The 17,544-nt window shown below is 70.1% G+C and carries 20 protein-coding genes; 14 read left to right on the top strand and 6 right to left on the bottom strand.

Annotated features, from left to right (window positions below; all coding sequences use genetic code 11):
- On the bottom strand, positions 1-728 hold a 728-nt coding region (locus QM619_RS11075; protein WP_415108256.1), incomplete at its 3' end, for an ATP-grasp domain-containing protein.
- 140 nt (positions 729-868) lie between these two features.
- Here QM619_RS11075 and QM619_RS11070 point away from each other — a divergent pair.
- A complete protein-coding gene (locus tag QM619_RS11070) occupies positions 869-1,267 on the top strand; it encodes a hypothetical protein (RefSeq protein WP_415108253.1) in 399 nt (132 codons plus the stop codon).
- On the top strand, positions 1,264-1,833 hold the full coding sequence (locus QM619_RS11065) for a DUF6036 family nucleotidyltransferase (RefSeq protein ID WP_415108250.1): 570 nt from the start codon (positions 1,264-1,266) through the stop codon (positions 1,831-1,833). The genes QM619_RS11070 and QM619_RS11065 overlap by 4 nt, the downstream gene beginning before the upstream one ends.
- Before the next feature lie 174 nt (positions 1,834-2,007).
- On the opposite strand, the gene QM619_RS11060 is transcribed toward QM619_RS11065, so the two are convergent.
- Together QM619_RS11060 and QM619_RS11055 are read right to left on the bottom strand one after the other, a co-directional pair.
- A complete protein-coding gene (locus QM619_RS11060) occupies positions 2,008-2,457 on the bottom strand; it encodes a GtrA family protein (protein WP_415108247.1) in 450 nt (149 codons plus the stop codon).
- Positions 2,454-2,939, bottom strand: a complete 486-nt coding sequence (locus QM619_RS11055) for a PH domain-containing protein (protein ID WP_415108244.1) — start codon at positions 2,937-2,939, stop codon at positions 2,454-2,456. The genes QM619_RS11060 and QM619_RS11055 overlap by 4 nt, the downstream gene beginning before the upstream one ends.
- A gap of 33 nt (positions 2,940-2,972) precedes the next feature.
- On the opposite strand from QM619_RS11055, the gene QM619_RS11050 reads away from it, so the two are divergent.
- A complete protein-coding gene (locus tag QM619_RS11050) occupies positions 2,973-3,608 on the top strand; it encodes an alpha/beta fold hydrolase (RefSeq protein WP_415108241.1) in 636 nt (211 codons plus the stop codon).
- An 80-nt stretch (positions 3,609-3,688) separates the two neighbouring features.
- The gene (locus QM619_RS11045) at positions 3,689-5,083 is read left to right on the top strand and encodes an MFS transporter (protein WP_415108238.1); all 1,395 of its coding nucleotides are present in this window, start codon (positions 3,689-3,691) and stop codon (positions 5,081-5,083) included.
- An 18-nt stretch (positions 5,084-5,101) separates the two neighbouring features.
- On the opposite strand, the gene QM619_RS11040 is transcribed toward QM619_RS11045, so the two are convergent.
- Positions 5,102-6,067 carry a DUF808 domain-containing protein gene (locus QM619_RS11040; RefSeq protein WP_415108235.1) on the bottom strand — a complete coding sequence of 322 codons (966 nt, stop codon included), beginning with the start codon at positions 6,065-6,067 and terminating at the stop codon, positions 5,102-5,104.
- A 73-nt stretch (positions 6,068-6,140) separates the two neighbouring features.
- Positions 6,141-6,914, bottom strand: a complete 774-nt coding sequence (locus QM619_RS11035) for a biotin--[acetyl-CoA-carboxylase] ligase (RefSeq protein WP_415108232.1) — start codon at positions 6,912-6,914, stop codon at positions 6,141-6,143.
- A gap of 166 nt (positions 6,915-7,080) precedes the next feature.
- Between QM619_RS11035 and QM619_RS11030 the strand changes: the two genes are divergently transcribed.
- From QM619_RS11030 to QM619_RS11015, 4 genes are all read left to right on the top strand, one after another.
- Positions 7,081-7,698, top strand: a complete 618-nt coding sequence (locus QM619_RS11030; protein WP_415108229.1) for a Maf family nucleotide pyrophosphatase — start codon at positions 7,081-7,083, stop codon at positions 7,696-7,698.
- Positions 7,699-7,739: 41 nt separating this feature from the next.
- Positions 7,740-8,642 (top strand): decaprenyl-phosphate phosphoribosyltransferase, encoded by a 903-nt coding sequence (locus tag QM619_RS11025; RefSeq protein WP_415108226.1) that lies wholly within the window; start codon positions 7,740-7,742, stop codon positions 8,640-8,642.
- 158 nt (positions 8,643-8,800) lie between these two features.
- Entirely contained in the window at positions 8,801-9,313 is a 513-nt protein-coding gene (locus QM619_RS11020) for a SigE family RNA polymerase sigma factor (protein WP_415108223.1), read from the top strand.
- Positions 9,310-11,163 (top strand): hypothetical protein, encoded by a 1,854-nt coding sequence (locus QM619_RS11015; RefSeq protein ID WP_415108220.1) that lies wholly within the window; start codon positions 9,310-9,312, stop codon positions 11,161-11,163. The genes QM619_RS11020 and QM619_RS11015 overlap by 4 nt, the downstream gene beginning before the upstream one ends.
- Here QM619_RS11015 and QM619_RS11010 read toward each other — a convergent pair.
- Positions 11,101-11,610 carry a CorA family divalent cation transporter gene (locus QM619_RS11010; RefSeq protein ID WP_415108217.1) on the bottom strand — a complete coding sequence of 170 codons (510 nt, stop codon included), beginning with the start codon at positions 11,608-11,610 and terminating at the stop codon, positions 11,101-11,103. The two genes, QM619_RS11015 and QM619_RS11010, sit on opposite strands and share 63 nt — an antisense overlap.
- Before the next feature lie 40 nt (positions 11,611-11,650).
- Between QM619_RS11010 and QM619_RS11005 the strand changes: the two genes are divergently transcribed.
- The 6 genes from QM619_RS11005 to QM619_RS10980 all read left to right on the top strand — a co-directional run bounded on the left by QM619_RS11005 (position 11,651) and on the right by QM619_RS10980 (position 17,425).
- Complete coding sequence (locus QM619_RS11005) at positions 11,651-11,947, top strand: hypothetical protein (RefSeq protein WP_415108214.1); 297 nt, start codon at positions 11,651-11,653, stop codon at positions 11,945-11,947.
- A gap of 496 nt (positions 11,948-12,443) precedes the next feature.
- Positions 12,444-14,009 (top strand): acyl-CoA carboxylase subunit beta, encoded by a 1,566-nt coding sequence (locus QM619_RS11000; protein WP_415108211.1) that lies wholly within the window; start codon positions 12,444-12,446, stop codon positions 14,007-14,009.
- Complete coding sequence (locus tag QM619_RS10995; RefSeq protein ID WP_415108208.1) at positions 14,006-14,209, top strand: acyl-CoA carboxylase epsilon subunit; 204 nt, start codon at positions 14,006-14,008, stop codon at positions 14,207-14,209. The genes QM619_RS11000 and QM619_RS10995 overlap by 4 nt, the downstream gene beginning before the upstream one ends.
- Positions 14,210-14,247: 38 nt before the next feature.
- Positions 14,248-16,014 carry an acetyl/propionyl/methylcrotonyl-CoA carboxylase subunit alpha gene (locus QM619_RS10990; RefSeq protein WP_415108205.1) on the top strand — a complete coding sequence of 589 codons (1,767 nt, stop codon included), beginning with the start codon at positions 14,248-14,250 and terminating at the stop codon, positions 16,012-16,014.
- Between the two features lie 101 nt (positions 16,015-16,115).
- A complete protein-coding gene (locus QM619_RS10985) occupies positions 16,116-16,754 on the top strand; it encodes a hypothetical protein (RefSeq protein WP_415108202.1) in 639 nt (212 codons plus the stop codon).
- Positions 16,755-16,762: 8 nt separating this feature from the next.
- Positions 16,763-17,425, top strand: coding sequence for a hypothetical protein (locus QM619_RS10980; protein ID WP_415108199.1), 663 nt, complete (start codon positions 16,763-16,765; stop codon positions 17,423-17,425).
- Positions 17,426-17,544: the final 119 nt, after the last annotated feature.

The following is a 17,544-nucleotide window of genomic DNA, read 5'->3' as shown; positions in this document are numbered from 1 at the left end:
TCGGCGGCGATCCGCAGCGCCATCGCCTCGATCGCGTCCCGCTGTTCGGTGCTCAGGTCGGGCGCCGGGGTGAAGGTGTGGGTGCAGATGCCGTTGGTCTGCACGGTCTCGCTGACCGGGTAGACCCGTTCTTCACCGGACGGACGCCGCGCCACCAGCACGCTCAGCTCACGGCTGAAGGCGATGAACTCCTCGGCCAGGATCCGCACGCCGGGCTTGAGGTTCGCGAACGGCTCGTCGGCGTCGTCCGGGCCGTCGATCTTCCAGACGCCCTTGCCGTCGTAGCCGCCGCGGGATGTCTTGGCGATCACCGGCCAGCCGGTGCGCTCACCGAAGCCGCGCAGCTCATCGGCGTCCGCCGCCACCGCGAAGGCCGGGCAGGGCATCCCCAGACCGGTCAGCCGTTCCCGCATCACGACCTTGTCCTGGGCGTGCAGCAGGGCGTCCGGACCGGGGTGAACCTGCTTGCCACGAGCCTGCAGCTCGCGCAGGATCGGCGGCGGGACATGCTCGTGGTCGAAGGTGATCACGTCGCAGCGTTCGGCGAAGGCGTAGACGGTCTCGGCGTCGGTGTAGTCGCCGACATCGGTGTCGGCCACCACCTGCGCGGCGGAGACGTCCGGTCCTTCGGCGAGCAGCGCGATGCGGACTCCGAGGGGAATGCTGGCGGCGTGCATCATCCGGGCCAATTGGCCGCCGCCGATGATGCCGATGGTTCGCACGGTCACCGGAGGAACCTTAGCCTCGATCCACGTGTCCGCCCTTCGGCGTCCTTTCCGTGGTTCGAACCCGGTGAAGGACGCCGAACCAGGGCGATGTCGCGTCCGGCCCCGCCCGCTGTAACGTCGGCCGCACAGGAGGTGACGTGATGGCCGAGTGGCAATGGTGGCCGACCGTCGACGAGACGGCGGCCGATGTGCGTCGCTGGCTGTCGGACGGCGATGCCGACATGGCGATGCGGATGCTCCTCGATGGCGTCAACCAGCTGGCGGACGCCCACCGGGAGGGCCAGCTGGACGCCGCGATCGCTGAGCCGTCGCCGATCGGTGACGTCCGGTGGGACACCTTGTTGGCGGCCGCCGTCCGGTACCGACTGCACAGCCTCGGCGTGCGGGCGCCGCGATGGACGATGAAGCCGCCCCTGGAGCGCTTCTGGTGGCCGACCCGTCTGAACCCCTCGCAGCAGTACTCGGACCTCGTCCATGCTCCGGCCGAGTTGATCAGGGTCGGGATCTTCATGGACGAACGGGACTTCGAGGCGGCATGACCAGCGAGCATCGTGATCTGGGTCGCGCCGACCTCTTGGGCTACCTGGGCGAGGTCGGGCAACTACTCCGGGACCAGCACCTGCAAGCATCGATCTACGTGGTCGGCGGTGCTGCGATGGCGCTCGTCTTCGACTCACGACGGGTCACCCGCGATGTGGACGCCTCCATCCAATCCGACCGGGCGCCTTTCGATGCGGCGGTGCGCGAGGTCGCCCGCCGCCACAATCTGAGTCCGACGTGGGTCAACTCGAGCGCCGTGGCGTTCTTCACCAACCAGCCAGACGATGGGGCGAGCGAGCTCACGCTGCCGGGCCTTCGCATCACCGTCGCCTCAGTGGATCACCTGATCGCGATGAAGCTGCGCGCCGGCCGCGGCCGTGACCTGGACGACCTCGAGGTTCTGTTCCGGCAAGCGGGCGTCACCGGTCCCGAGGCTGCCCTGGGAATTCACGACCGGCTGTTCGACGACTCCTACATCGGGAGTTCCGATCCGGAGGAGATCCTGTACGTCGCGAGGATGGTGTTCGACCGAGCCAGGAAGGCCGGTCGTCCGCTGGACGCCTGACCGTGGCTGCGACCGGATTGCCTCCGCCACCGGCGTCCTTACCGCACGTTATTGACGTAGAGGATGTAAGTGCCTCGCCGGTAGGGGCGTGTGACCCTGAACTTGACTGACCGCCGAAAAGGGTGTCCTTGATCAAAAGGTGTGCTAGCGACTTGGGCTATGAAAGCTTGTGGGTCAGGATTTGAAGATCACCGCGCGCTGGACGATGAAGTTCACCGCGGTCGCGGTGCCCTGGGCCACCACGAAGCCGAGGAACTGCGCCCAGTGCATGGCGGTGACGAGGCCGGCGGGCAGGATCGGGGTGTCCAGGCCGACGGACACCAGCCACGGGTACAGCCCGGCGAAGATGCCCACCTGCACCACGAAGGTCACCGCGTACAGGCCCATCACGGCGGCGAATTTGCGGCGTGAGCCGTCCGAGACGAAGGTCCAGCGCCGGTTGATCAGATAGGCGGTGGTGGTGCCGGCGATGAACGACAGCACTTTGGCCGGAATGTAGTCCAGGCCGACCGCCATCAGCAGCACCAGCAGGCCGTAGTCGACGATCGCGGACAGTCCCCCGGTCAGCACGAACCGGATCAGCTGGGTGCGCAACCCCAGCTGGACGCTGGTCGCCTCGGTCATCCGCGGACGCCGAACAGCAGGTTGGAGATCGCCACCCCGACCTCTTCGACCTTCGGAATGTCGTGCAACACCACCGGCGCCTCGGCCGAGGTGGTGAACACCAGCGAGCCGCAGCCGAACATCCGGTCGGTCAGGCTGCGCTCGTAGGCGACGTTCGTGATCCGTGCGACCGGGACGTCGTGACCGACCTTGTTGATGATTCCCGACCGGGTGATCAGCCGGTGATTGGTCAGCGTGTAGGTGGTGGTCCGCCAGCGCAGCAGCGGCAGCAGGTACACCGGCACGGCCAAGGCCAGCGCCAGGATCGTCACCACCCAGCCGGACGCCGGACGCCACGACACCGGCAGCAGCGCGAACACCGCCCCGAACAGGACCGCGACCACCACCAGCCAAATCGCCGGCTTGATCATCGTCTTGCCGTGTGAGCGCAGATGCAGCAGTTCCTGCTCACCGGTTCCGAGCAGCTTGGCGGGCAATCCCATGGCGTCCATTATGTCCGTGGTTCGATGGGGGCTATGTCCGTACCTCTTCTGGTGTTCCTGCACGGCCTGGGTCAGAATCCGCCGTTCTGGCAGGAGCAGGTGACCGCCCTCCCGACCGGCACCCGCGCGGTGGCGCCCTGGCTGGAAGGCCTGCGGCCCGGACGTCCCGGCGACTTCGACCTGGAGAAGGCCGCGGACGCCACCTTGGCCCAGCTGAACCGCTTCGGGGTCGACCAGGTGGCGCTGGCCGGCACCGGGCTGGGCGCGTCCGTCGCCGTCGTGGCCGCCGGACGTTCCCCGGACGCGGTGTCGCACCTGGTGCTCTCCGACCTGCAGCCCCGTCCGTCGCGGATGGCCGGGCTGGCGCAGCGGCTCGCCGTCCGGGCCATGCCGGCCGGGCAACTGGCGGACGCCGGCCTGGACCGGGCTCGGATGCTGCGGCTGGTGAAGGCGGCGTCCGGCATCGACCTGCGGCCCTGGCTGGGCGCCGTGACCGCCCGCACCCTGCTGATCGCCGGCGGTTCGGACGCCGCCGGCACCGCCGCGGGCCGCGAGCTGGCGTCCGATCTCAGCGACGCCCGCGTCGAGGTGATTCCGGGCGCCACCGCGCCGGTTCCCACCCGTGCCACCGAGCAGTACAACCGGCTGCTCTACGACTTCTTGGGCTGACAGATCGTGCGGTGCGGCACACCGTGCGACGTTGGACTGCTGATTTCGGAGTTTCCGGCCGTCTGCGCGAGAATGGACGGATGCGTGCCTACCGGGAGATCTTGACCCTTCCCGGCGCCTGGCAGTTCTCCGCGGCCGGCCTGCTGGCCCGTTCCGGCGGCGCGATGATGGGCATCGGCCTGGTGCTGATGGTGTCCGCTCTCTACGGCAGTTACGGTCTGGCGGGCGCGCTGGCCGCCTCGAACGCGGTCGCCTGGGCGGTCGGCACCGCGGCGCTGTCGAACCTGGTCGACCGGTACGGGCAGCGTCGGGTGATGTACCCGGCGACGGTGGTGTCGGCGTCCGCTTTGGCGCTGCTGGTGGTGTTCGCGATGCTGCAGCTGCCGGCCTGGACGCTGTTCCCGGCCGCCGTCGTCTCCGGCGCCACCGGTGGCGCGCCAGGCGCGCTGGTCCGGGCGCGCTGGAATCACGTGGTGACCGATCCTGAGCAGTTGCACACCGCCTACTCGCTGGAGTCGACGCTCGACGAGGTCACCTTCATGATCGGCCCGGTGCTGGCCACCGCGCTGTCCACCGGCGTCCACCCGGCCGCCGGCCTGATCGCGCCGGTGCTGTTCGCGCTGGCCGGGGCCCAGCTCCTCTACTCGCAGCGCGCCACCGAACCACCGGTGCTGCCCCGCGCCGCGCACGCGGACACACCCCGGCTGACCCATCGGGTGCTGCTGCTGGTGCCGGGAGTGGCAGCAGTGGTCGCGGTGAATCTGCTGATCGGCTGCGTCTTCGGCTCGATCGACGTGTCGGTGGTGGCGGCGGCCACCCAGTGGGAGGTGCGCGAGGCGTCGGGGGTGGTGCTGGCCGTGTTCTCGCTGGCCTCCGGTGCGGCGGGCTTCTACTACGGTGCGCGCCGGCTCACCTCGCCGCTGGCGCGACGCTTCATGGTCGGGGTGGCGGCGATGTGCGCCGCCTGCCTGAGCCTGCTGATCGCCCAATCGGTGCCGCTGCTGTGCCTGGCCGGGCTGCTGGTCGGCGTCACGGTCGCGCCGACGCTGATCAACGGGAACTCGCTGATCGCCCGGCTGGTCTCCCCCGACCGGCTCACCGAGGGCCTGTCCTGGATGGGCACCGGGATCGGGATCGGCGTGGCCATCGGCTCCAGCGCGTCCGGGCAGGTGATCGACCATTTCGGCTACCACGGCGGGTTCGCCACCGTCGCGGTGTTCGGCCTGCTGGCGCTGGTGATCGCCCTCAGCGGGTTCGCCGCCCTGCGCCGCGCGGTCACCCGCGATCACGGCGGGCCGCGCCGAGCCGTGGTGGGGCGTCCGACCAGATTGACCCAGCGGGCGGCGGCCGGACCATTGCTGCAGCGGGCGGCGGCCGGACCTGCCGTGGGCCCGCGCCGGGCGGTCGACGTCCAACCGACCGCGCCCCCGCGCCGGGCGGTCGGGGCTCAGCGGGCCAGCAGCCCGCGCAAGTAGGCCACCATGCCGGCGACGCTACTCCGCGGCGTGTTCGTCGGCCTTCGGGGCGCCGCGGAGGCGTCCGATCAGCTGCATGACGGCCAGCACGATCGCGCCGGCGACCATGCCGAGCACGGCGGACGCCGCGGTGTTCGTCAGCCAGGCCAGCGCCTCGCCGACGAAGCCGGGCACGGCGTGCACGATCGCCTCTTCGGCGTGATGCACCAGTTCGTAGGGCGGGTGCCAGCCGAGGGCGTCCAGGCCGACCAGCAGGATGTGCCCGCCGACCCACAGCATCGCCACGATGCCGACATTCGACAGGGTTGCCAGCACCATCGGCATGGCCGCCACCAGACCCCGTCCCAGCGCAGCTACGGCACCCGAGCGCTCGGTGGCGAGGTGGAGGCCGACATCGTCCATCTTCACGATCACCGCGACCACGCCGTAGACCAGCACGGTCATCGCCAATGCCACCACGATCAGCGTGATCGTGCGGGACAGCAGCGGCTCGGTGGCCACCTCGTTGAGTGCGATCACCATGATCTCGGCGGACAGGATGAGGTCGGTCCGGATCGCGCCGGCAACCATGGCCTTCTCGTCCGGGCCGCCGACGGCGGGACTCTGCTCGTCATGGTCGTGACTGTGGCCGCCGAATCTCTCCCAGATCTTCTCGGCGCCTTCATAACACAGATAGGTGCCGCCGCACATCAGGATCGGGGTCAGCAGCCAGGGTACGAACTGGCTGAGCAGCAACGCCGCCGGCAAGATGATCAGCAGCTTGTTGCGCAACGATCCGGCGGCGATCTTCTTGATCACCGGCAGTTCGCGCTCGGGGCTGAAGCCGTGCACATAGCGCGGGGTGACAGCGGTGTCGTCGATCACCACTCCGGCGGCCTTGGCGCTGGCCCTTCCGGCGGCCATTCCGACGTCGTCGATCGAGGCGGCGGCGAGCTTCGCCATCGCGACGATGTCGTCCAGCAGGGCGAAGAAGCCTCCGCTCACCCGGTCACCACCTCAGTTCGGGGATCGAAGGCTTACCTTAACGGACGCCGTACCGGCGAGCGTCGTTCGATGCTCAGCGCAGGTGCAGCACGTCACCGGCGGCGAAGGCCCGCTCGCCCGACGCCGTCCAGACCAGCAGGCAACCGCTGGCATCCACCCCGGTTGCCCGGCCCTCGACGTAGCCGCCACCGGGTTGCTCCATCCGCACCTCGCGTCCGATCGTCGAACACTGCCGGACGTACCATTCCCGCAGGTCAGCGGTCGATTCCCAGCGCCGGTAGGCGTCCTCCAGCGCAGTCAGGACGCCGATCACGACGTCGGTGGCGGAGGCGTCCGAACCGGCCAGCCGCAGCGAGGTCGCGGTCGGCACCGGCAGTTCGTCGGCGTCCAGCGCGGTGTTGATGCCGATGCCGATCACGGCGGCGTCGTCGACCCGTTCGGAGAGGATGCCGCACACCTTCCGGCCGCCGACCAGGACGTCGTTGGGCCACTTCACCTCGGCCCCGAGACCGGCGGACGCACCGATGCCCTCGGCGACCGCGACGCCGGCGATCAGCGGCAGCCACATCCAGCGGGCGATCGACGCGCCGTCCGGACGCAGCAGCACCGAGACGGCGACCGAGGCCCCTGGTGGCGCTTCCCACCTGCGGTCGAAACGGCCCCGGCCGGCGCTCTGGTGGTCGGCGACCAGGACGGTGCCGGCGGCTGCTCCGGAGCGAGCGGCCGCGACCAGGTCGGCGTTGGTGGACGCGGTGCTCGGCACGCAGGCGAAGTCCTGGAACAGGTGGCCCGGGCCGGACAGCGCGGCGCGCAGCGCGGCGGCGTCCACGGCGGTTTCGGCGGTCACGGCACGCAGCCTACGGGGTGCCGGTCGGCCACAATGGTGCGGCCGACGTCCGTGCCGAGCAGATCCGCCCGCAGAGAGGTTTCGCGATGATCGCACCGAACCGGAATGGGAACCGTCCCTTGAACCGGAATAGGAACCATGCCCCGAACCGGAATGGGGGTCGGCGATGAGAGTGGTGCTGGCCTCGGCCAGCCCGGCCCGCCTGGAGGTACTGCGGCGCGCCGGGATCGAGGCCGAGGTGATCGTCTCGGGCGTCGACGAGGACGCCGTCAAGGTCGCCGACCCGGCGGCGCTGGCGCTCACCCTGGCCCGGCTGAAGGCGTCCGCGGTCGCCGATCGGCTGCCTGCGGCGCCGGGCGAGCGACGCGTCCTGATCGGCTGCGACTCGCTGCTCGAGTTCGACGGGCAGGCCCAGGGAAAGCCCGCGGGCGCCGCCGAGGCCGCGGCGCGCTGGCGGGCGATGCGAGGCCGCTCCGGCGTGCTGCACACCGGCCATCGGGTGATCGTCACCGAGGACGGCATGGACCGCGCCGCCGAGGCGGTGGCGTCAACGGTGGTGCACTTCGCCCATCTCGACAATGCCGAGATCGGCGCCTACGTCGCCACCGGCGAGCCGCTCTGGGTGGCGGGCGCATTCACCGTGGACGGGCTGGGCGGGCCGTTCGTGACCGGCATCGAGGGCGACCATCACAATGTGGTCGGCCTGTCCTTGCCGCTGTTGCGCACGCTGCTGCTGGAACTCGGTGTCGCCTGGCCGATGCTGTGGGCGTCGCCGGCCCGCTGATTCGTCGGCGTGCCGGGAGTCCTGCGATAGCCTGTTGGGCGATGTCGCAGAACTCTGTCGTGGAAGTCAAGCGGTCCGCCCTCCCGGCCTGGCTGAGGGCGATGCGACCCAAACAATGGGTCAAGAACATCCTGGTGTTCGCCGCTCCGATGGCGGCCGGGGCGCTGTTCGACGCACGCGTGCTGGCCAACAGCGCGTGGGCGTTCGTAGCGTTCTCGCTGATCAGCGCGTCCATCTACCTGATCAACGACGTCCGCGACGTGGAAGCCGACCGGCTGCACCCCAAGAAACGGTTCCGGCCGATCGCCGCCGGCGAGTTGGCCAAGGGCCCGGCGACGGTGCTGGCCGCGGTCACCATGGCGGCCAGCCTGGGTATCGGCTTCTGGGTCGCCCCGATGCTGGGCGTCACGCTCGCGGTGTACTGGGTGCTGCAGGTCGGCTACTCGATGTTCCTCAAACACCAGCCGATCATCGACCTGGCGATGGTGTCCTCGGGCTTCCTGCTGCGGGCGATCGCGGGCGGTGTGGCGTCCGGCATCGCGCTGTCCCAGTGGTTCCTTCTGGTGGCCTGCTTCGGCTCGCTGTACATGGTGGCCGGCAAACGCTATTCGGAGATGAAGGAGCTCGGTTCCGAGGCCGGCACCCGCGCCTCGCTGGAGCGGTACTCGCTGAGTTATCTGCGCTTCGTCTGGGCGATCTCGTGCTCGATCGTGATCATGTCCTACAGCCTGTGGACCTTCGAGCGGGCCGTCGCCCCGCTGTGGGGCGTGCCCTGGACGACGATCTCGATCGTGCCGTTCACCCTGGCCCTGCTGCGCTACGCGATGGACATCGACGCCGGCAACGCCGGCGAGCCCGAGGACGTCGTGCTCAACGACCGGGTGCTGCAGGCACTGGCGGTGCTGTGGCTGATTCCGCTCGGCATCGGCATCTTCCTGCACTGAGCAACCCCGCCGGCCCGGCCACCCCACGTCATCCCGGACTCGATCCGGGACCTCCCTATCCCAGACGCACCGAGATCCGGCGTCCGCCGGGATGACGGCAACGGGCTGAGCAACCATTCGGTGTCCTCAGCCGGTTGTTAGGTTGAGGAGGGCTGCCGATGCTGGTGGAGGCGATAGTGGCGACGAGCGAAGAGGCCGTGAGCTTCGACGGCTTCGTCGCGGGGCGGGGTGCCGCGTTGTGGCGCAGCGCCTGGCTGCTGACCGGCGACAGCCATCGCGCCGAGGACCTGGTGCAGACCGCGTTGGCACGCACGTATCCGCACTTCGCCAGGGTCGGCGCGGCCGGCTTCGAGGGCTACGTCCGCACCACCATGTACCGCACCTATCTGTCCTGGTGGCGGCGGCGTTGGAATGCCGAACTGCCCGGTGAGGTGGACGCCGGAGGCGTCGACGATCCGGACCTGACGGTGCGTCACGACGTCCGCAGGGCCTTGGACGCCCTGCCCCGGCAGCAGCGCGCTGTGGTGGTGCTGACCTATTTCGAGGACCTCACCGGCCCGCAGGCCGCCGAGGTGCTCGGGGTGAGCGTCGGGACGATCAAGAGCACGCTGTCCCGTGCTCTGGCGAAGCTGCGGACCTCTCCCCTACTCACCGACGGGAGCGAACGATGAACGACGACCAGTTGCGAGCCGGCCTGCGGGCGGCGATCCCCGAGCCACCCGAGCCGGGGTCATGGGCTGGCGAGGCACGCCGACGACATGCCCGTCGGACGCGCGGGGCGATGGCCGGCGGGGCCGCGGTGATCGTGCTGACCCTGGTCGGCGCCTTCCTGTGGCCGACGCGAAACGGCTCCGACCTGGTCGCCGTCCCGGCCGCCACTCCCGTCTCGACGGCGGTGGAGCCGACGGCGGGGGTGCTGCCTCAGCCAGAGACCAACCCTTACTGCGCCGGCACAACGACCGGTTCACCCGTCCTCAAGCCTCGCGACGGCGTCGCGGTGGTGCGCGCCAGCATCTGCCCGCGCACCGACGGACCGACCTTCAGCACGCCGAAAGGCGCGGTCGTCCAGGGCGCGACCGCACTGTTCGACACCATCGCGGCGCTGCCCGCCGAGAAGCCCCGCGACCCCGACTGCTCCGCCGCCGGCGACCGGCGCTACCTGGTGGTGTTCACGCTCGCCGACGACTCCCGCCGGATCCTCGAGGCCGCCACCGCCAACGCCTGCGGGGTGTCGCCGTCGGACGCCAACTATCGCCGCTGGTCCGGAATGCTGTCCGCGCTGGAGCAGGCGTGGACGGCACAGCGCGAGCAACAGTCCGAAGGCGACATGATCGCGAATTGCCTCCCTGTCGACAGGCCAGGCCTGTTCCGGTTCGATGTGACCACGACCCGCGCCGGCGTGCTGTGCCTCACCGACCAGAACGGAAATCGGGTCCGCGCCTCGGTGCATGTGCCGTCGGAGACGCTCGCCGTGCTGACCAAGGACATCGCGACCAACAGCGTCCGCGGGATGAACAGAGATTCGCTGCCGGACGGGCCGGTGCTGACCCTGGCCGGGCCGTGGGGAGATCCGCTGGTGTTCTGGAGGACGGCAGGAAACCAGTGGTTCGCCTCCATGCCGGACGGCGAGATAAGTCAGCTGGTCTGGCAGCCCAGCGCCAAGACGACCCAGGCACTGGCGGCGCTGCTCGCGGAAGCCTCCCGGAAGCCGACACCGACACCAACGAACACCCTCGTTCCGCCGGAGTGCCGGGGCCTGGGCCTCTCCGCCGGGCCGGTGCCTGCGCAGACGCAACGACTCCGGCTGTGCCCGACCGGCTCCTACGCGTACGGCGTCTATCCGCCGCTCACCGTGCTGGACGGCGAGCGCGCCGCCACCGTGCTGCGCACCATCGCCACCCGCCCCGCTCCCACCTCCGACGGCTGCGCGGAGGAATACGGTCCCGACTTCCTGCTGGTCGCCGAGACCGACGGGGCTCGGCCGGTGGTGCTGAAGTTGCAGCTGTACGGCTGCAAGGAGGTCGGCACCGTGGACGACGTGCGCACCGGAGCGGCCGCCGTCCTGAAGGAGTTCGTCACGCAGGTCGAGCAGCAGCGAGAACTGATCGATCCGGTCGCACCGGCATGGACGCCGGCGACCCTGTGCCGCACCGTCGACGCCGACCCACGGTCGGTCGTGCCGGCCACCCCCGCTGCGATGACCACGGTGACACTGTGCCGCTACACCGCGAACGGCAAGGCGGACTCGACGACGCCGCTCAGCGAAGCGGATTCCCGCACCATCCTCACCGACATCGCCGCCCACTCCAGCAACGGGTTCCGGCTGCCCTGCCCGACCCCGCCGCCGAGCGCCGAGGCCCACCAGTGGAGGCTGGCCCTCAGCAACGGCTACGGCGACGCCGTTCTGCTCGAGGCCTCCTGCGCGGGGCGGTACTTCTACACCGCGGTCGACGGCCCGCTACAGCAGTGGGTGCCGTCGTCTGCAGTTGCCGCACTCCTGGACCGCATCTCCGCCCGATGAGGATGTAGCGAGCAGGGCGTCGACACGCTCAGAGTGGACTACAGCCAGTCGTTTCGCCGGAACAGCCAGTACAGCCCGATGGTGCCGACCACGATCAGCACGATGCTCTGCCACAGTCCCCACTGCGTGGAAAAGCCCCAGTAGGGCAGGTTCTGGCCGATTCAGCCGGTCACCGCCGTCGGCACGGGCGATGATCGCGCCCCAGAAGGCGAGCTTCTTCATGATCGTGTTGAGCCGGGCGTCCTGTAGCGACAGGTCGGTCTCGGAGACCGAGCTGACCACGTCGCGCGGCGATTCGGACCATTCCGCGGCCCGCAACACGTGCTCGTAGAGGTCGGCGAACTCGCCGTCCAGTTTCCGTGACTGCTCCCGATCGCCGGCCAGCCGCTGCCGCATCACCCCGGCCACCACCTCGCGCATCGGCAGCACCACCCGGTGCAGCGACACCAGCGCCTTTGCGCAGCGCGAACACCAGCGACTGAATCTCGTGGGTGCCCACCGTCTGGCTGAACAGCAGGTCCTCGAGCTCTCCGAGCCGGCCGTCCATCGCCTGCACGGCCTCGAAGCGGCCGTCGACCAGGGCGTCCAGCAGCCCGTGCACCAGTGCGCCGCCGTAGCCGAGCAGTCCGCTGCCCTCCCAGCGTTCGATCACCTCGTCCAGATCGACCGCGGCCCCACTGGCCACCCGGATGGTGATCAGGCCGCGGGCATCACGAACGCCGAGATCCGGCCTATGGCCATCACCGGCAATCCCTGGGCGCTGTCGACCAGGCTGGCCGCGTAGCAGGTGAGGAAGGTCTGGCTGGCGTGCCAAGGTCACCTTCGGCCGCTCCCGGGTCACCGCGCGCTCACCGGGTCGGGCAGGTGGCCACCGGCTGGTCTCCATCGGTACCCCCTCGGCCGTCGCGGCAGGGTCGCGTCGACCGAAATCCGTGCTATCACAGGGCTTCGCCGGTTCCCTACGGTCCAGTAGTCGATCGGCCGGCGGCCACGTGTGCACGGGTCGACCTCACCGGCTCCGGCGCCGCGCCAAGGCCTCGAACCGGTTTCTGGTGGTTATGGCACCCCGAGAACGGGTCGATTCGAGCTCGAACCACTTTCTTGTGGTTCTGGGCCGATTCACGAGGGCTCAGAACCACAAGAAACCGGTTCGAGCGCCAACAACCGGCGACAGGCGCCGTGATAAGCACCAGAAACTGGTTCGAACCCGGCCGAAGGCCGGGCGCAGTCCACCAGAGCACCGTTCCATCCGCCGTCCGACAAGGACTAATGTGGCCGCCATGGATCCAGACCTGCACACGACGTCCGGCAAGCTTGCCGACCTGGAGCGTCGTGATCGGCAGGCGAAGCAGCCGGCGTCCGAGGCGGCGGTGGAGAGGCAGCATGCCAAGGGCAAGATGACCGCCCGCGAGCGGGTGCTGGCGCTGCTCGACGAGGACAGCTTCACCGAGCTGGACGAGTTCGCCCGGCACCGCAGCACCGCCTTCGGCATGGATGCCAAACGGCCCTACACCGACGGGGTGATCACCGGCTTCGGCACCATCGACGGACGCGATGTGGCGCTCTTCTCCCAGGACGTGACGATCTTCGGCGGCGCGCTCGGCGAGGTGTACGGGGAGAAGATCTGCAAGGTGATGGACCTGGCGCTGCGCACCGGCGTCCCGGTGATCGGGCTGGTCGAGGGCGGCGGCGCCCGCATCCAGGAGGGCGTGGTCAGCCTCGGACTGTACGCCGAGATCTTCAAACGCAACACCCACGCGTCCGGGGTCATCCCGCAGATCTCGGTGATCCTCGGCGCGGCCGCCGGCGGGCACGTCTACTCCCCCGCGCTGACCGACTTCGTGGTGATGGTCGACCAGACCTCGCAGATGTTCATCACCGGCCCGGACGTGATCCGCACCGTCACCAGCGAGGAGGTGACGATGGAGGAACTGGGCGGCGCCCACACCCACAACACCCGCTCCGGGAACGCCCACTACCTGGCCGCCGACGAGGCCGACGCACTGGAGTACGTCCGGCACCTGCTCAGCTATCTGCCACAGAACAACCTCGACGAGCCCCCGGCGCTGGAACTCGACCCGGACGCCGAACCCGACGGCGACGCCCTGGACACGCTGATCCCGGACGCCCCGAACCAGCCCTACGACATGCACGAGGTGATCGCCCGTGTCGTGGACGACGGCGAGTTCTGCGAGGTGCACGCCCGGTTCGCCGCCAACGTGATCTGCGGCTTCGGCAGGGTCGAGGGCCGCGCCGTCGGCGTGGTGGCGAACCAGCCGATGATCTACGCCGGCTGTCTCGACATCGACGCCTCCGAGAAGGCGGCCCGGTTCGTCCGCACCTGCGACGCGTTCAACATTCCGGTGCTCACCTTCGTCGACGTGCCGGGCTTCCTGCCCGGCATCGACCAGGAGTGGAACGGCATCATCAGGCGCGGCGCGAAGCTGCTCTACGCCTACGCCGAGGCGACCGTGCCGCTGATCACCGTGATCACCCGCAAGGCCTACGGCGGCGCCTACGACGTGATGGGCTCCAAGCATCTGGGCGCTGACCTCAACCTGGCCTGGCCGACCGCCCAGATCGCGGTGATGGGCGCCGAGGGCGCGGTGAACATCCTCTACCGCCGCGACCTGGCGAAGGCGTCCGACCCGATCGCGCGCCGCGCCGAACTGGTGGAGGCCTACAACGACGAGCTGTCGAACCCGTGGATCGCGGCCGAGCGGGGCTACGTCGACCGGGTGATCGCGCCGCGCGCCACTCGTGCCGAGATCGCCAAGGGGCTGCGCCTGCTGCGCACCAAGCGCGCCCAGCTGCCGCCCAAGAAGCACGGGAACATCCCGCTGTGACCGGGCCGATCGTCGTCCGCGGGCGTCCCAGCGATGCCGAACTGGCGGCGTTGACCGCCGTCCTGCTGGCTGCTGCGACCAAGGCCGACGACCAGCCGGCACCGGCTCGGCCGCAGGTGACCTGGGGTTCGCCGCGAGACCGGCTGCAACTGCCCCCCACCCCCGGCCCGCACGCCTGGCGGACCAGCTTCAGGCACTGACAGCGCCAGACTTCGACGACGAGAAAGGACGCCTCGTGATGGGCGAGTTTTCCAAGGTCCTGGTGGCCAACCGGGGCGAAATCGCGGTCCGGGTGATCCGGGCCGCCGCGGACGCCGGGCTCGCCAGCGTCGCGGTCTACGCCGTCCCGGACGCCGACGCGCTGTTCGTCCGGCTGGCCGACGAGGCGTTCGCGCTGGACGGCGACACCCCGGGCCAGACCTACCTCGACATCGACAAGCTGCTGGCCGTCGCGGCCCGCTCGGGCGCCGACGCGGTGCATCCCGGCTACGGCTTTCTGGCCGAGAACGCCGCCTTCGCCCGGGCCGTGATCGACGCCGGGCTGACCTGGATCGGCCCGCCCCCCGACGCCATCGAAGAGCTCGGCGACAAGGTGCGGGCCCGGCATCTGGCTGCCCGAGTGGGCGCCCCGCTGGTGCCCGGCACCTCCGACCCCGTCGCCGGCGCGGACGAGGTGGTGGCGTTCGCCCAGCAGCACGGCCTGCCGATCGCGATCAAGGCGGCCTACGGCGGCGGCGGACGCGGCCTGAAGGTGGCCCGGACCCTGGCCGAGGTGCCGGAACTGTTCGAGTCGGCGACCCGCGAGGCGATCGCCGCCTTCGGCCGGGGCGAGTGCTTCGTGGAGCGCTACCTGGACCGGCCCCGGCACGTCGAGACCCAGTGCCTGGCCGACGCGCACGGCGGCGTGGTGGTGGTCTCCACCCGCGACTGTTCGCTGCAGCGCCGGCATCAGAAGCTGGTAGAAGAGGCGCCGGCCCCGTTCCTGACCGACGCGCAGCGCGACGAGCTGTATGCGGCCAGCAAAGCGATCTTGCGCGAGGCCGGCTACGTCGGGGCAGGCACCTGCGAGTTCCTGGTCGGCCTCGACGCCACGATCAGCTTCCTGGAGGTGAACACCCGGCTGCAGGTGGAGCATCCGGTCTCCGAAGAGGTCAGCGGCCTCGACCTGGTCCGCGAGCAGTTCCGGCTCAGCGCCGGCGAACCGCTGGGCTACGACGATCCGGTGCTGCGTGGGCATTCGATCGAGTTCCGGATCAACGCCGAAGATCCCGGACGCGGCTTCATGCCGGCGCCCGGCACGCTGACCGGGTGGCGTCCGCCGACCGGCCCCGGCGTCCGGGTCGACGAGGGCTATCTGGCCGGGATGACGGTGCCGGGCGCCTTCGACTCGCTGGTGGCCAAGATCGTGGTCACCGGCGCCGACCGTGCTCAAGCGCTGCAGCGGTCCCGCCGGGCGCTGGCCGAGACGGTGCTGGAGGGCATGCCGTCGGTGCTGCCGTTCCACCGCGCGGTGCTCGACGATCCGGCGTTCGTCGCCGCCGACGGCGCGTTCGGCGTCCACACCCGGTGGATCGAGACCGAGTTCGCCAACCAGATCGCGCCCTACGCCGACTCGGTGCCCGACCCCGGGCAACCCCAGCGGCAGAGCTTCGTGGTCGAGGTCGACGGACGCCGGCTAGAGGTCCGGCTGCCCGCCGAGCTGACCGGATCGGCCCGCCGGACGCCTGCGCAGCCGTCCCGTCCGGGCCGTCGCGGCGGCGGGTCCCGGCCGGCGCAGGCGGCGTCCGCCGACCTCACCGCACCCATGCAGGGCACCATCGTCCGGGTCGCTGTCGCCGAGGGCGATCGGGTCGCCGAGGGCGACCTGGTGGTGGTGCTTGAGGCGATGAAAATGGAGCAGCCGATCGCCGCGCATCGCTCGGGCATCGTCCGCGCATTGCGTGCAGAAGCGGGTGCGACAGTGGCCAGCGGAGCAGTTCTGTGCACGATCGAGGGCGATTCCTGAGAGTGGATACAGCGCTCTCCGGCGTGGACGCTTGCATCGAAAGGTTGAAATTCATCGAAATTTCTTGGCGACACGCCCGGTTTTGTGTGCACAATGACCGAATGGACTATCTCGGCGTCGTGTTGCTGGTAGCTGTCGTGGCCATCGCCTTCGTCGTGATCGCGCGCAGCAGCGTCGGCCAGGGACGCCGCGCCCGTGCCGAGCAGGCTCGCCAGCTGGCGCTGGCCACGCGGGCCGCAGAGGCCGACGTGAACGGGTTCGGCGACGAGGTGAGCCGGTTGGCGGTGCTCGCCGACGACGACCCGGCGGCCGCCGATCTCTACGACCTGGTCACCGCCCTACATTCCCGTGCCCTGGAGTCGCTGCGCGAGGCTCGCCAGCCGGACGAGCTCTGCCAGGTCACCGAGATCCTCGAAGAGGGCCGCTGGGCCGCCGCCCGGCTCGCCGCCCGCGCCGCCGGAGAACCGATGCCGTCGCGGCGTCCGCCGTGCTTCTTCAACCCCGGCCACGGCCCCTCGACCCGGAACGTCACCTGGGAGCATCGCAGCGTCCCGGCGTGTGCTGCTGACGCCGCCCGCGTCGAAGCCGGCGCCGACCCCTACATTCGCACCGTCGAGCGGGACGACATGCGGGTCCCCTACTGGGAAGGCGGCCCTGCCTACGCCGGCTGGGCTCGCGGCTACTACTCCTCGTGGCGAGGGAACCGGCTGGTGGCCGACATCGCGCTGACCAAGGTCTGACCGGGTCCATGCGCCGCACGCTGTGCAGCCTCGCCCTTTTCGTGCTGCTGACCGGCTGCACACCGATCCTCTTCGGCAGCGGCGGGACGTCGTCCGGCAGCACCGCCGGCTTCCCCTGTCCGCCGATCGGGTCGCCGGTGGCGTCCGCCTCGCCGGAACCGATCGTGCGGGCCGGCCGGGTCCACGTGGGCCGGGTGTCCTACCCGATCGCGCCCGCGCCCTACGGTGCGCCGTCCGAGGGCGCCTACCTGGCGTTCGGCAACCTGGTCGGCTCCCAAACCGCCTTCGTCGAGCGGGCCACCGCGTCGAATCTGGTCTGGAACTCGGTGATCGAGCTGGGTCGGCTGAGTTCCGCCGACGGCGCCTGGGGTGCCCAGCGGGCGGCCGAGGTCGTCTCCCAGTGCTCACTGTCGGTCACCTGGCTCGGCATCGACTACCACCCGCAGGTGCGACGCGACGAGCAGTTCGCCGTCGACGGCCACGACGGCTGGATCCGGATCACCGACCTCAGCTTCACCGTCCCCGGCATCCACACCACCAGCGAGGTGCAGACCACGGTCATCGTCCAGGTCGGCGACGAGAGCTACGCCTACCTGAGCTACCTGCCCAGCTCGGCGCCCGAGCTGCAGCCGCTGGTGGACGCCACCCGCGATGGTCTGCGGGTCGACTGAGTATCCGGGGCCGTGTTGCGGCCCTCGTGGGGCAGGAAGAGTCTTCCTCTGGTCACGACCGCGCGGGGTGGGGATAGTAGTACTTGTGGATGGTGGTCGACCCCGAACGCTCTTTCGTG

This window comes from Micropruina sp. (assembly GCF_047606665.1).
Classification (GTDB): Bacteria; Actinomycetota; Actinomycetes; order Propionibacteriales; family Propionibacteriaceae; genus Micropruina.
This window is presented reverse-complemented; position numbering and strand designations above follow the sequence as displayed.